Source organism: Streptomyces sp. NPDC001594, assembly GCF_042893675.1.
Lineage (GTDB): Bacteria > Actinomycetota > Actinomycetes > Streptomycetales > Streptomycetaceae > Streptomyces.
Genome location: NZ_JBIAVB010000009.1, coordinates 347020 through 360754, shown reverse-complemented (window position 1 = coordinate 360754; position 13735 = coordinate 347020). Strand labels below are relative to the sequence as shown.

Here is a 13735-nt window from a genome sequence, read left to right as displayed (position 1 = left end):
CCAGATCAAGTGGGGCCTGGACTACATGAACGAGCGCTACGGCAGCCCCGTCGGCGCCTGGAACTTCTGGCAGGCCAACCACTGGTACTAAGCCGCCGCTCCGGCGCGCAGGCCAGTCGCATCGAACGCCCGGCGGGACTTCCCGGCCGGGCCTTTCGGTGTGTCCGGGTGCGCCGGCGGCCGGCTTCGTGATTGCCTCGTCCTGCGGCCGGGGCACTGCCGCACCCCCCTGCGAAGGCGGTGAAGCCGTGCTGGTCTACTCCATGAGCGTCTCGGTGGACGGGTTCGTCACCGACCGCCAGGGCGCGTTCGACTGGTCGGTCCCCGACGACGAGCAGTTCGCCGTGCACCTGGAGCAGACGCGCGAGCTCGGCGGTTTCCTGTGCGGCCGCAGGCTCTACGAGTGCATGCTCCCCTGGGAGACGGACCCGTCGCTGCGCGAGGACGAACTCAGGAACGCGTTCGCCGACGTCTGGTGCGCCCTCCCGAAGACCGTCTTCAGCCGCACGCTCGCCGGGGTCCGGGGCAACGCCCGGCTCGCCATGCTGACGGTGGCCGAGGAGGCCGCGGCGGCGCGCGAGACGACCGGCAAGGACATCGGGATCGGCGGCGCCGGCCTGGCGGCGGAGGCGATCGGGCTCGGCCTCGTCGACGAACTGCGCATGTTCCGCTGCCCGGTCGTCGTCGGCGGCGGGACGCCCTTCCTGCCGCCGGTCCACGAGGACATCCGGCTGAACCTGCTCGAGACCCGCACGTTCGGCTCCCGCGTGGTCTACGAACGCTACGAGCGCGCCCGCGGCCACACGCCCTGACCCCAACGGGCCGCGAGGGACGGGGCGGCAGGGCCTCAGGCGGTCGTCGCGCCCGTCGCCAGGGCTTCCTTGACCTCCTGGGCCACGCGGGCCGCGTCCTCGGGGTTGTTCACCACGTCCGTGTGGTTCATGTCGATCACGAGGACCCGGCTGGCCGAGTAGTGCTTGTGCACCCAGTCGTCGTACCCCGACCACAGCGTCCGGTAGTACTCCACCAGGCCCTCGTCCTGCTCGAAGTCACGGCCCCGCAGCCCGATGCGGTGCAGCACCGTCTCGAAGTCCGCCTTGAGGTAGACCATGAGGTCCGGGGCCTTGCGGTACGGCAGGCCGTCGATCTCGCGCATCATCTCGTCGAGCAGCCCCTCGTACACCTGCATCTCGAGGGAGCTGATGCGGCCCAGGTCGTGGTTGACCTTGGCGAAGTACCAGTCCTCGTAGATGGACCGGTCGAGGACGTTGTCGCCCTGCTTGTACGCCTCCTTGATCGCGGCGAACCGCGTCTGGAGGAAGTAGAGCTGGAGCAGGAAGGGGTACCGCTTCGCCTGGATCTCGTCGGGGCTCGCCGTGTAGAACAGCGGCAGGATCGGGTTGTCCTCGACGCTCTCGTAGAAGACCTCGCTGCCGAGCTCCTTGGCGATCAGCTCGGCCACGGTCGTCTTGCCGATCCCGATCATGCCTCCGACGCAGATCACTGGCATACCTCACTTCTCCCTGGGGATCTTCTTTTCGCGGGGCGGGCGGGCTGGGCGCCCCACACCACCGAGACGCCTGCCGGCGGCCACTCGATTCCCCAGGATCTTCATGATCAGCTTTGTGGTCCCCGTCCGGACCGAGGCCGCGACGCGGGCCGCCCCCTCGACCGGCCGGACCGACCGTTCCGCAGTCGCCGCAAACAGCGACGGCCACCGCCCCGTGGCCGCTCAGAAGCATAAATCATGGTTCGCCCCCCGCCCGCCAGGGCGGATGCTGCCCGGTGAGGTGAACCCGTACCCCGGATGGCGGCGCGGGCGGGCGGCAGCGGTGGCAGGCGGTCGCGGCGCGCACGAGGCTCGTTGGCGGGGGCGAGAGCGCGAGGGAAGGACGGCCGCCGATGTCTCAAGCCGAGGAGCAGGGGCTCAGCGGGGCCCCGACCGTCGGACCTCTGAAGGCGGTGCTCACGGGCACCCGTCTGCTGCCGGCGTTCCTGGTCCTCACGGTCATGATGGTGGCCCTGTGGCTGATGGGCATGCCGTTCCTACAGGCCCTGACGATCTCCACCGGGGTGAAGATCGCGGTGGGGCTGCTCGCGTTCCGCCGCCCGGCACCGGCGCGGCCCCCTTCGTAGATCGAGGCCGGTGCGGGCCGGTCCTACCGGCTGGAGGGAGCCACCGGCCCCCGGGCGATCAGGACGTCGGCTTCGTGGCGCCAGCCGAGGGAGGAGTAGAGGCGCTGGCCTTCCTCGCTGGCGATGAGAAGTCCGGTCCGGGCGCCCTGGGCCACGGCGGCTTCGGCAAGAGCGCTCATCATGGCGCGGCCCAGGCCGCGTCGCCGGTGTGCCGCGTCCGTCTCGATGCGATCGGCGACCGCATCGGTGCCGACCACGGCGATGGTGCCACGCGCAGCCACCTCTCCGGAGGAGTCGTGGAGGGAGACGACCGTGACGGGTCCCTCCGTACGCACCTCGCGCTCGTACGGCGCGGCGGGCGCGTGCTGCGGGCGCTCGGCCAGATCGGTCGTCATGAACCACTCGGACCGGTGGAGCAACTCCAGTCCGGCGGTGTGGACGACGGCTTCGACGGTGCCCGGGCGCAGCGTGGGAACCGTGAGCCAGGTGATCTGCCGCGCGGCGGCGACGGCTGCCGCCAGCCGTGCCAAGGACTCGGGCTCCTCGTCCGCACGGAGCGCGAACACCTCGACCTCGCGGCCGGGTTGGCCGCACTCGGACCGCAGGCCGTCCCCGGCGGGATCGACCGGCTCGGCCGCGGGCAGGGAACGGGCGGCGGTCCAGCCGTTCAGCCAGCGCCGTATCAGCTCTGATTCGATCTGTGCCATCAGGTGATTAGAGCATGATCCACCAGTCGAGGACGTGCCCCGACCACCCGGTGGGCGCCCGTGCTCCCCGCCCGGCCGGGTCCGGCGCGCGGCCGAGTGGCCGGATATGAGCGTCCGGCTTGGGCTTGTGGATCATCGGCCGTTAACCTCCCACTAGTTGCTCAAGTCAACCAATAGGGACGGGTATGGACGACGACACCACCGGACGCTTCCACAGCCACGTGGAAGAGATCCTCGACGCCCTGGGGAAGGAACCGGACCGCGAGGCGCTCGTGCACCACGACCGGCGCCTGAGCGCCGGTGAACTGCGCGGCCTCGTCCACGCCATGGCACGCGCCCTGCGCTCCCAGGGGGTGGAGCGGGGCCAGACGGTCACCCTCCTCTCCGGCAACCTCCCCGAGACGATCGCGGCCCGCTACGCGGCCGGGCTGCTCGGCTGCGCCGTGAACCACCTCTACGCCGGTCTTTCGGCCGAAGTGCACGCCCACATCCTCCGGGACGTCGAGACCCGGGTGCTGCTGGTCGATCCCGCCTACGCCGAACGCGCCGCCGACCTGGCGCGCCGGGTGCCGCTGGAACGGGTACTGTTCCTCGGCCCCGGAGAGGGCCCCGGAGAGGGCTCCGCAGAGGGCACCGGATCGGGCCCCCTCCTGGGCGCCGGCCTGGGCGCCGACCTGCTGGAGCTGGCCGCCGGGGAGTCCGCCGAGGCCTTGCGGGGCGCCGCGCGTCCCCAGGACGTCTGCACGATCCGCCACACCGGAGGCACCACGGGCCACCCCAAGGCCATCTGCACCACCTTCGAGCAGTGGGTGTCGATCGGCCCCGACTGGTCGGAGCAGGGGAGGGTCAGGGCCCTGGTGTGCACCACCCTCGCGCATGCGGCCGGCTTCATGGCGGACAGCACGCTGCACCGCGGCGGCACGGTGGTCCTGCTGGACGGGTTCGAACCCGGCGCCGTGCTGGCCGCCATCGAGCGCGAGCGGATCACGCACACCTTCCTGCTGCCGCCGCTCCTCTACCAGTTGACGGACCACCCCGACGTGGACCGCACCGACACCTCCAGCCTGCGCGTGCTCACCTACGGCGGCTGCGCCTCCTCCCCGGCCCGCCTCGCCGCGGCGGTCCGCCGCTTCGGCCCCGTGCTGAACCAGTTCTACGGCCAGAACGAAGCGGGCGGCATCAGCATGCTCTCCCCCGAGGACCACGATCCGCTGCGCCCCGAACTGCTGCGCACCGCCGGGAAGGTCATGGACGGCGTCGAGGTCGTCGTCCGCGATCCCGCGGGCCGCCCCCTGCCCGCCGGCGAGCACGGAGAGATCTGCGTCCGCTCCCCGCACGTGATGAAGGGCTACTGGAAGCAGCCCGAACTCACCGCGGAGGTACTGCGGGACGGCTGGCTGCACACCGGCGACATCGGGTTCGTGGACCAGGACGGCTACGTCACGATCGTGGACCGGATCAAGGACATGATCGTGGTGGTGGGCGGCCACGTGTACACCGTGGAACTGGAGGACGTGCTGAACTCCCATCCCCAGGTCCTGCAGAGCGCGGTCCTCGGGGTCCCCGACGCCAACCGGATGGAACGGGTGCACGCGGTCGTCGTCCGCACCCCGGGCGGCGACGTCGGGGAGGAGGAGCTGCGCGCCCTGGTGCGCGAGCGCAAGGGCGCCATGTACGAGCCCGCGAGCATCGACTTCGTCGACGAACTGCCCCTGACCGACGCGGGAAAGCCGGACAAGAAGCTGCTCCGCGGCCGGGCCGCCGAGCTGGTCGATTCCGCCTGACCGCCGGGGGGGCACCGGCCCGCCCGGGGCGTACCCGCGCCCCCGGGCGGACCGTGCCCGCGGCGTCAGCCGTCGATGCGGTGCTGGGTCCAGAAGGAGGTCAGGTCAGTCGGCGACACCGCCTGGGCGGCCGCCTTGAACTCGGCCGTGGTGGAGACGCCGTACCAGTGGGAGGCGGCGTAGTCCTTGAGCAGCTTGGCCATCACGCTGTCGCCGAGCTGGCGCCGCAGGTCGTGCAGGGCGCACTTGCCGTACCCGTAGACGACGGTCGAGTACCGCGAGGAGTTGGCGTCCCAGTAGGCCATCGAGTTGGTGATCTTCTCGGCCGAGGACGCCCACGAGACGCTGTTCCAGCAGTTCGTGCCCGTCTTGTTCTGCGCCAGGTCGGTGGCGTAGTCGGTGAACGCCTCGTCCAGCCAGGGGCTCGTGTACTCGTCGTCGCCGACGATGCCGTAGAACCACTGGTGGCCGATCTCGTGGGTCAGCGCCGTGGTGCTCACCAGGTCGAGGACGAAGCCGGGGTACTCCATGCCCCCGAACCAGTAGTTGTTGTCGATGACCGCGTCCAGCTCGCCGTACGGGTAGGCGCCGAACCGCGCCGCGTGCGCGTCGACCGCGCTCTTGGCGGTGCTCAGCATCGACTGGGCGTCGCTCGCGCTGATCCCGGACACGGAGTAGATGTTGATCGGCGTGCCCGCGGCCGAGGTCCCCGAGATCTTGCTGAACGGGCCGGCGCCCCAGGCGAAGTCGCGCACCTTGGCGGCGGTCGCCCGGGTGACCGTACGACCGCTCGTGCCGGGGGTGTCGGCCGAGGTGCCGGTGGCCGGGACCAGCAGGCTGCTCGGGTGGTCGAGGGTCACGTCGAAGTCGGAGGCCAGGGAGTAGAACGACTCGCCGTTGTTGGTGTACGGGTCCAGGTGCCAGCCCGCGCCGTCCCGGACCGCGAGCACCGGCAGGGCGTTGCCGATGTTGCTGAACGCCCCGTCGTGGCCGAACCGGTCCGCGCCGCTGGGCACGGTGATCGACAGGTCGAAGCCGATCGTGGCGCTCTGGCCCTGGTTGAGCGGGGCCGGCAGGGTGACCTTCAGGGCGGTGCAGGCGACCGAGAGCGCACCGGCCGTGCCGCCGGTGACGTTGGTGACGGCGATCGGCATGGCCTGGCAGGTGCCGTGGTAGTTGTCCCAGAGCCGCAGGTACACCTCGCTCAGCGGGGTGGCGGAGGCGTTGGTGAACGAGGCGGTCTCATGGCCGGTCCACACGAAGCCGCTCGTGTCGCTGCTGAGGTTCACGGTGTACGAGGGCGCGGCCGGGGTGCGGGTGGAGTCCGTCGGCGGGACCGTGCCGCCGGAGGTGTCGAGGGCGATGTCGTCGACGACGAAGCTGGTCTGGAGGCTGGAGTCCTCCGAGCCGGTGAACGCGACCGTCACGGTCTGCCCGGCGAAGGCGGAGACGTCGAAGGACTTCTGCACGTACCCGGTGTTCTTGTCGAGGTTCGAGTACGTCGCGAGCGTCGTGCTGCCGATCTTCGCGGTCAGGGTGTCGTACTTGACGGACGTGGTCCGCTCGGCGGTGTCGACGTGCAGCCAGAAGGTGAGGGTGGCGGTGCTGCATCCCGCCGGGACGGCGACGGTCTGGGAGAGGGTGTCGGTGTGCGTGCTGCCGACGCCGTTCAGCCAGGCGAACCAGGCGCCGGAGTGGGCGCTCTGCCCCGTGCGGTTGGTGATCAGCCCGGTCTGCGACTGGCTCCAGGGCGAAGTGCCGCTCTCGAAGCCGCCGTTGGCGACCACCTGGGTCGGGGTGCAGGCGGCGGCCCGCCGCGCGGGGGCGGCGTGTGCCGGGGCGGCGGTCCGCGGCGCGGCGTCGCGTGCCGAGGCGGCGGCGGCCGGCGCGGCGGGGAGCAGAGCGGCCGCGGCCAGCGCGGCGACGGCACTCACGGTGGCGGCGAAGGCCTTGTGGGGGGTGGCTCTCACGCGTAACTCCTTCTCGGCGGCCGGGATCCCGGCCGGCTCGGTGGTCGCCCCGCCCGGCCGGGTGAGCCGGCGGGAGACCGCGGGGGCGGCCCGCTCGCGCGGGCGCCGTTGGTGAGACGCGCCGGTCCCCTGGTGCGGGGAACGGCGCTACGCAGCCTCCCAGTGTTGACCGGAACATGCCATCCACCAACAGGTAAAGCGTTCCTCCCCGCCGGCCCGGGGGCCGCACCGCCCGGCCCTGCCGGGAGGCTACGGGACCCCGGCCGCCACCGACGCCAGATCCGCCGCTCCGCAGCCCCGCGCTCCCGCAATCCGCCCGGGACGGCCTACCGGGTCCTTCCGCCGCCGGCCCGTCGACGCCCACCGGCCGATGCCGGGCCGCCGACGCCCACCGGCCGACGCCCGGCCGCCGACGCCCGCCCGCGGACGGTCCGGCCATGGTGGCGCGTCCGGAACGCCCCGCAGGCTCCCGCGCTCCGTTACCGCGCCGTGCTGACGACGTGCCGGGCCACCGCCGTACGGGCGGGGGCGAGTTCCGCGGCGATCGCCGCCGAGCGCTCCTCGGGGCAGGCGACCTGGGCCGGCTGCGGCTCGGTGCGCGCCAGGCACTCCAGGCGCAGGTGGGTGGGCGGGTGGGTGTCGTCCACGCCGTGGCCGCGCCGTGCGGAAACCCGGCGCAGCCGCTCGTACTCGTAGGCCGGGATGGACGACACGTGGGCCGCGACCCGCTCCCACAGCCCCTGCTCGGCCGCCTCCCGGGCCTTGCGCCCGGCCGCCCCGCCCGTCATCTGGGCGGTCACCGACTCACGGCGCAGCAGCGTGTGGACGGAGTCGGCGACGAGGAGCCGTTCCATCAGGCCCACCGCGCCGGCGGTCGAACCGGCCCGCGCCGCGCTCAGGTCGGCCTCGTACTCGGAGCGCTGCGTGGCGCGCAGCGTCAGGTGGTCGAGGAGGACCAGCAGCCCGTACGCCGCGCAGCGGGGCAGGTAGGCCAGGACGTTGAACAGCGTGTCCCAGACGGTGTGCGCGTGGCTGGGGGCCAGCGTCTCCACCCACAGGGCCAGGGAGCGCAGCGCCTGCCGGATGAGCACCCCGTGCCGGACGTCACCGTGGGCGAAGTGGCCGAGCTCGTGGCCCAGCAGGGCGACCCGTTCCCGCGGTGTGAGGACCTCCCACAGCCCGAGTCCCAGAAGCAGCACGCGGCGCTGGCGCCATCCGTACGCCGTCACCGCGGCGTTGACGTCGCCGTCGACCACCACGGCGTGCACTCCGGCGGTGCCGGCCACGGCGGCCACCTCGTCGATCAGCTCGAACAGCCTCGGCGCGTCGGCCCGGTACAGCACGGGCCCGCGCTGCGGGATCCCGTACATCCGGGGCCGCAGGACGAACGCCACCACGAGCAGCACCGCCCCGGCGACCGGCTGGACCACCGTCGCCCACCCGAGCACGATCAGCAGCAGCCCGGCCACCGCCAGGAGCAGCGTGATGCCGTGCACCAGCAGGGCGATCCCGAGGGCGAGCAGCGCGGCGGCGTCGCGCCGGGGCCGGCCCGCCCCTCCGCCGGACATGGCCGCCGCGAGCTCCTCGCCGTGCCGCCGGGCCAGGCGCCGCCGGACGGCGGCGAGCCGGCCGGGCTCGGCGTCCGGGGGAGCGGGGTCCACGTTCCAGTCGCAGCCGGCGCACCAGCGCGCGAACCGCTCGTCGGCGGCGGCGAGCGGCTGCGCGCAAGCGGGACACAGCTGCCCCTCGGACGGCCGTACGGCCAGGTCGTGCTCCATGCTCCCCTCCCCCCGCGCGACCTCCCCGGCCGCGCGGCTACGGCAGGGTAGCCGACGCCGCCCCCCACCCCGGATCCCGGTCCCCACGGGCCCTGACCTGCGGTCTCCGTACGGCGATCACGGTTGACGCGGCAGGGCGCCCCTCGGTTGGCTGACCCCCATGACCGACCTTCGCATCCAGCCGGTGAACGACGACGCCTCGATCGGCGATTGGCAGTACGTCCACAACCTGATCATCCCCGCCGACCCGCTGTCGCGGGACGACGTCCTCGACCGGGCCGGGCGCAACCGCATGGAGGTGGCCCACTTGGGCGACGTCCTGATCGGCTGCACCACCGTGCGCCCGCTGACCTGACCGGGCCGTCGGGGGCCGTTCCGGGGGCGAACGGAAAATCGGTCCATGGGAACTGTGGTGGCGTTGCGCCGGTATCCGGTGAAGTCCATGCTCGGCGAAGCGCTGACCGGTGTCCGGATCACGGAGGAAGGGCTGGCCGGCGACCGGACGTTCGCGGTGCTGGACGAGACGGGCGCCGTCGCCAGTGCGAAGCACCCGCGCAAGTGGGGCGGGCTGCTGGACTGCCGGAGCCGGGCGGCCGGACCGGGGGCGGCCCGGGTGGAGCTGCCCGGCGGCGCGGTGCTGGCGGCCGGGGACGCGGAACTGGACGCCCGGCTGTCGGCCCTGCTGGGGCGCCGGGTGGCCCTGTCGGGCGAGCCGCCGGAACAGGGGCTCCTGGAGCGGGCGGTTCCGGACTACGAGGGCGGGCTCCCCGAGGTCCTGCGGTCGAGGGCGTCCGTGGACCCGACCGGGGCGACGATCACCGCGGGACGGGTGGCCGCCGGAACCTTCTTCGACTTCGGCCGGGTCCACCTCGTCACCACCAACAGCCTGCGCGGCCTCCGGCGCAGCCACCCGGCGGGGGACTTCGACCCCCTGCGGTTCCGGCCCAACCTGGTGGTCGACCTACCGGGCCGCCCCGGGTTCCCCGAGGACTCCTGGCAGGGCTGCACGCTCCGGATCGGCCCGGCCCTGTTCCGGGTCGTCGTGCCCACACCGCGCTGCGTGGTCCCCAACCTGGGCCACGGCGCCCTGCCGCCCGACGCGGGCATCATGCGCGCCGTGGCCCGCGAGCACCGCGTGCCGGTGCTCGACCTGGGCCGGCTGTCCTGCGTCGGCGTGTACCTGGAGGTGCTGGAGCCGGGGACCGTCCGCACGGGGGACGCGGTGGCCGTCCACCCGGTCCGCCCCTGACGGCCCGCGCGGTGTCGCCGGTCAGTCGGGGCGGGGGGCGATCACGGCCGTGCCGTCGTGCACCGTGATGGCCTGCGCCGGGCACATGTCGGCGGCCTCCAGGACCCGTTCGCGCGCCGCGACCCGCTCCGAGCGCGGCCGGGCGCGGTCGTCCTCCAGCACGAACACCTCGGGCGCCGTGCCCGCGCAGATCCCCGACCCCAGGCACAGCCCGGCGTCGACCCGGACGGTCCACGCCATCCCGCTCACCACCCCACCGGCATGACGCGCGGCCCGCGCACCAGCATCTCGGTCTTCCACGTGACGTCCCCCATCAGCTTCAGCCCCGGGAAGCGCGTCAGCAGCGCCCCCAGGGCCTCCTGGAGTTCCATACGGGCCAGCGGGGCGCCCAGGCAGTGGTGCACGCCGTGGCCGAAACCGAGGTGCTGGTTGGCCGGGCGGCGGATGTCGAGGACCCCGGGAGCGGTGAAGCGCAGCGCGTCGCGGTTGGCCGCGCCGGTCGCGACGAGCAGCGGCTCCCCGGCCCTGACCAGGGTGCCGCCGACCTCCACGTCCTCGGTGGCGTAACGGGCCTGGCCCGCCCCGCTGCCCAGCGGGACGAACCGCAGCAGCTCCTCCACCGCCTGGGCGATCAGGCCGGGGTCGCCGCGCAGCAGCGCGAGCTGGTCCGGGTGGTCGAGCAGGGTGAGGACGAAGTTGGGGATCTGGGAGGCCGTGGTCTCGTGCCCGGCCACGAGGACCGCCACGCACAGGTCGATCAGCTCCAGCTCGGAGAGTCGGTCGCCGTCCGCGTCCCGGGCCTCGATGAGCGCCGTCATCAGGTCGTCCCGCGGGTCGCTACGGTGCAGCTCGATGAGCCCCGCCATGTAGGCCCGCAGCTCCTCCTGGTTGGCCTCGAACTCCTCGGCCGTGAGGGAACTGGTCGACAGCGCCGCGTCGCTCCACACCCGGAACCGCGGCCGGTCCTCGACCGGTACGCCCAGCAGCCGGCAGATCACCGCCACCGGGACGGGCAGCGCGAACAGGTCGACGAGGTCGGCCGGCGGCCCCGCCGCCTCCAGCTCGTCGAGCAGGCCCGCGGTCAGCGCCCGCACCTGCGGACGGAGCTTCTCGACCTGCCGGACGGTGAACGCCTTGGCCACCAGCGACCGCAGCCGGGTGTGGTCGGGCGGGTCCATGCCCAGGATGCCGCTGTCGGTACGGCCCTCGGACTGGCGGGGCTCGTCGTGCGCGGCGGCCGCCGCCCGGCTGAAGCGCGCGTCGCCGAGCACGAGACGGGCGTCCGCGTAACGGGTGACCAGCCACGCGGTCTCCCCGTACGGCATCCGCACGCGTAACAGGCCCGGCCGGTCGCGGACGCGCTCGTACTCCTCGGCGAGCGAGAGTCCCTCGGCGGTGTTGAAGGGATAGGCGACGGGGGTGGTGCCGCTGGTCGTCACTTCGGCCTCCGTGAGGTGTAAGCAGCTGCTTACAACCTAGGACCGGCCATCGGCACGGTCAACGACGCTTTGTGGCCGTTATCCTGACGGACCTTCCGAGAGGACCGACAGCGTGGACGAATCCCCCCGACCGCAGCCCGCGGAGCGCCCCCGCAACGCCGCGGCGACCCGGCTGCGGCTGCTCGAAGCCGCCGGCGAGCTGTTCGCCGAGCGGGGCTACGAGCGCACCACGGTCAGGGCGATCGCCGAGCGGGCCGGCGCCAACCAGGCCCTCCTCTTCCGCTACTTCGGTTCCAAACAAGGGCTGTTGACCGAGGTCGTGGCCCGGGGGAGCCTGGAGCAGCTGCACGCGACCGCGCCGGAGGACCTCTTCGAGACCGCCCTGCGTTCGATGCTCACGCGCAGTGCCCCGGGAGCCGACCGCTCCCTGGAGGTGTACCTGAGGTCCGTCGGCCGGGGGGACGAGGCGACGGGCACCCTGCGCGAGCTGGGCGGCGCGTACCGGAAGGTACTCGCCGGCCTCGCCCCCTCCGAGGACGGCGCCCTGCGCGCCGATCTGGCCATGGCCTGGCTGCTGGGCATCGGCCTGATGCGGACGGTCGCCGCCCGCGAACCCCTCGCCAGCGCCGACCCGGAGACGGTGTGCCGGCTCGTGCTCTCCACCCTGGACCGCTTCTGGACCCTGCCGCCGGACGGGGAAGCCGACACCGGCCCGGCGGACTCGGCTCCTCGGCGGCCCCGCGGCGCGGCCGGCTGACCCCGGCCGGCCGCCGGGCGGGACGGCCCGCCGGGCGCGTCAGGCGCCGGGCCGCCGTGCGCGGTTGACGGCCGCGAGGACGGCGTGGACCGACGCCGTGAGGAGCGAGGTGTCCCAGCCCGCGCCCCAGCGGTCGGCGCCGTCCACCCGGCAGTGCGCGTAGGCGACGGCGGGACTGCCGGGGCCGGTGGTGGTGGAGTGCTCGGACCAGTCGAGGATGTCGACGGTGATCCCCTCGGCGCCCAGGGCCTGGGCGAACGCCGAGAGCGGCTCGTTGCCCTCGCCCCTCAGCTCCCGCCCGCCCGCGCCGGTCACCAGGGTGCAGGTGAACTCGTGCACGCCCGGCGCCGTCTGCCGGGTCTGCCAGGCGGCGAGGGTGAGGGGGCCGTCCTGGGCGGGGGCGATGTAGGTGCGGTGGAAGAGCTCCCACAGGTCCTCGTGCGTGAGCTCGTGCCCGCCCGCGTCCGTGACCCGCTGCACCGTGCCGGAGAAGTCCGGACGCAGCGCCTTCGGCAGGTCGACCCCGTGGTGCGTCCGCAGCAGATGGGCGATTCCGCCCTTGCCGGACTGCGAGTTGACGCGGATCACCTCCTCGTAGGTACGGCCGAGGTCGGCCGGGTCCACGGGCAGGTACGGCACCGCCCACGGTGCCAGGGCGGCCGGTACCCCCAGGTCGTGGGCGCGCGCGGCGTGGTGGGCCAGGCCCTTGGAGATGGCGTCCTGGTGGGTGCCGGAGAAGGCGGTGTGGACGAGGGCGCCGCCGTAGGGGTGCCGCGGGTGCACGGGCAGGCGGGTGCAGTCCTCGACCACCGCGCGCACGGCGTCGATGTCGGAGAAGTCGACCATCGGGTCCACGCCCTGGGCGTAGAGGTTCAGGGCCAGGGTGACCAGGTCGACGTTGCCGGTGCGTTCGCCGTTGCCGAAGAGGCAGCCCTCCACCCGCTGCGCCCCGGCCAGGACGGCCAGTTCGGCGCAGGCGACGCCGGTGCCGCGGTCGTTGTGCGGGTGCACGGAGAGGATGACGTCGTCGCGCCGGGCCAGGTGGCGGTCCATGTACTCGATCTGGTCGGCGTACACGTTGGGCGTCGCGATCTCCACGGTCGCCGGCAGGTTGTGCACCACCGGCCGGTCGGGGCTCGCCTCCCACAGCTCGGTCAGCCCGTTGCAGACCTCCAGGACGAAGTCCGGCTCGGTCAGGTTGAAGACCTCGGGGGAGAACTCGAACCGGATGGCGGCGCCCGGCCGCTCCTCCGCGCGGCGCATCAGATGGGTGGCGGCCTCGCGGATGAGCGCGTGCACCTCCTGCCGGCTGCGGCCGAGGACGACGTCCCGCCAGGTGGGCGCGGTGGCGGTGTACAGGTGGACGAGGGTACGGGGCAGCCCCTCGACGGAGGCCAGGGTCCGGTCGATCAGGTCGCGGCGGGCCGCGGTGAACACCGAGACCGTCACGTCGTCCGGGACCGCGCCGCTCCGCGCGAGGTGGCGTACGAAGTCGAAGTCGGTCCGGCTGGCCGACGGGTAGCGACCTCGATCTCCTTGAACCCCATGGCGCACAGCAGGTCGAACATCCGGCGCTTGCGGGTGATGTCCATCGGTTCGGCCAGGGCCTGGTTGCCGTCCCGCAGGTCGACGGGTACCCACAGGGGGGCCCGGGTGAGCTGCCGGGACGGCCAGGTCCGGTCCCGCAGGGGCAGGGGGACGCGCTCGTGGGCGGACTGGTAGCGGGTGTGCGGCATGGCGCTCGGGCGCTGCGGGTTCCACGCCGGGGCGCCGTCGGGAACGGGGCCGGCGGGGGTGCGCAGCGTGGGGAACGGGGTGTGTCGCGGGGATTCCACGGCTGGTGAACTTCCTTCGGTCTACCTGGTTGACCGGCACGACCGAGCCCCGCTGCGGGGAGCCGGTCAGGTTCGGGCCC

Annotated in this window: 12 protein-coding genes and 2 pseudogenes; 7 read left to right on the top strand and 7 right to left on the bottom strand. The window is 73.3% G+C overall.

Annotated elements, in window-relative coordinates; genetic code table 11:
* Positions 1-91: pseudogene (locus ACFY0O_RS20350) on the top strand (lytic transglycosylase domain-containing protein); the annotation flags it as partial.
* Positions 92-263: 172 nt separating this feature from the next.
* Positions 264-812, top strand: coding sequence for a dihydrofolate reductase family protein (locus ACFY0O_RS20345; RefSeq protein WP_358899298.1), 549 nt, complete (start codon positions 264-266; stop codon positions 810-812).
* A gap of 35 nt (positions 813-847) precedes the next feature.
* On the opposite strand, the gene ACFY0O_RS20340 is transcribed toward ACFY0O_RS20345, so the two are convergent.
* On the bottom strand, positions 848-1510 hold the full coding sequence (locus ACFY0O_RS20340; RefSeq protein WP_388948217.1) for a deoxynucleoside kinase: 663 nt from the start codon (positions 1508-1510) through the stop codon (positions 848-850).
* A gap of 392 nt (positions 1511-1902) precedes the next feature.
* Here ACFY0O_RS20340 and ACFY0O_RS20335 point away from each other — a divergent pair, with 392 nt between their 5' ends.
* Complete coding sequence (locus ACFY0O_RS20335; protein WP_388948215.1) at positions 1903-2136, top strand: hypothetical protein; 234 nt, start codon at positions 1903-1905, stop codon at positions 2134-2136.
* A 23-nt stretch (positions 2137-2159) separates the two neighbouring features.
* Here ACFY0O_RS20335 and ACFY0O_RS20330 read toward each other — a convergent pair whose 3' ends face one another.
* Positions 2160-2843, bottom strand: coding sequence for a GNAT family N-acetyltransferase (locus ACFY0O_RS20330; protein WP_388948212.1), 684 nt, complete (start codon positions 2841-2843; stop codon positions 2160-2162).
* A gap of 185 nt (positions 2844-3028) precedes the next feature.
* Between ACFY0O_RS20330 and ACFY0O_RS20325 the strand changes: the two genes are divergently transcribed.
* A complete protein-coding gene (locus ACFY0O_RS20325; protein ID WP_388948209.1) occupies positions 3029-4627 on the top strand; it encodes an AMP-binding protein in 1599 nt (532 codons plus the stop codon).
* Positions 4628-4692: 65 nt separating this feature from the next.
* On the opposite strand, the gene ACFY0O_RS20320 is transcribed toward ACFY0O_RS20325, so the two are convergent.
* Both ACFY0O_RS20320 and ACFY0O_RS20315 read right to left on the bottom strand, forming a co-directional pair.
* A complete protein-coding gene (locus ACFY0O_RS20320; protein ID WP_388948206.1) occupies positions 4693-6597 on the bottom strand; it encodes a M1 family aminopeptidase in 1905 nt (634 codons plus the stop codon).
* A gap of 479 nt (positions 6598-7076) precedes the next feature.
* A complete protein-coding gene (locus tag ACFY0O_RS20315) occupies positions 7077-8375 on the bottom strand; it encodes a M48 family metalloprotease (RefSeq protein WP_388948203.1) in 1299 nt (432 codons plus the stop codon).
* A gap of 160 nt (positions 8376-8535) precedes the next feature.
* On the opposite strand from ACFY0O_RS20315, the gene ACFY0O_RS20310 reads away from it, so the two are divergent.
* Positions 8536-8730: a hypothetical protein gene (locus tag ACFY0O_RS20310; protein ID WP_388948202.1), complete on the top strand. Its 195-nt coding sequence runs from the start codon at positions 8536-8538 to the stop codon at positions 8728-8730.
* 45 nt (positions 8731-8775) lie between these two features.
* The gene (locus ACFY0O_RS20305; protein ID WP_388948200.1) at positions 8776-9624 is read left to right on the top strand and encodes an MOSC domain-containing protein; all 849 of its coding nucleotides are present in this window, start codon (positions 8776-8778) and stop codon (positions 9622-9624) included.
* 21 nt (positions 9625-9645) lie between these two features.
* Here the strand turns inward: ACFY0O_RS20305 and ACFY0O_RS20300 are convergent, their stop codons facing one another.
* Together ACFY0O_RS20300 and ACFY0O_RS20295 are read right to left on the bottom strand one after the other, a co-directional pair.
* On the bottom strand, positions 9646-9864 hold the full coding sequence (locus ACFY0O_RS20300; RefSeq protein WP_388948199.1) for a ferredoxin: 219 nt from the start codon (positions 9862-9864) through the stop codon (positions 9646-9648).
* 5 nt (positions 9865-9869) lie between these two features.
* The gene (locus tag ACFY0O_RS20295) at positions 9870-11063 is read right to left on the bottom strand and encodes a cytochrome P450 (RefSeq protein ID WP_388948197.1); all 1194 of its coding nucleotides are present in this window, start codon (positions 11061-11063) and stop codon (positions 9870-9872) included.
* Positions 11064-11175: 112 nt separating this feature from the next.
* Here ACFY0O_RS20295 and ACFY0O_RS20290 point away from each other — a divergent pair, with 112 nt between their 5' ends.
* A complete protein-coding gene (locus tag ACFY0O_RS20290) occupies positions 11176-11820 on the top strand; it encodes a TetR family transcriptional regulator (protein WP_388948195.1) in 645 nt (214 codons plus the stop codon).
* A 39-nt stretch (positions 11821-11859) separates the two neighbouring features.
* Here the strand turns inward: ACFY0O_RS20290 and ACFY0O_RS20285 are convergent.
* Positions 11860-13556 (bottom strand): annotated as a pseudogene (locus ACFY0O_RS20285) (2-isopropylmalate synthase).
* Between the last annotated feature and the right edge of the window lie 179 nt (positions 13557-13735).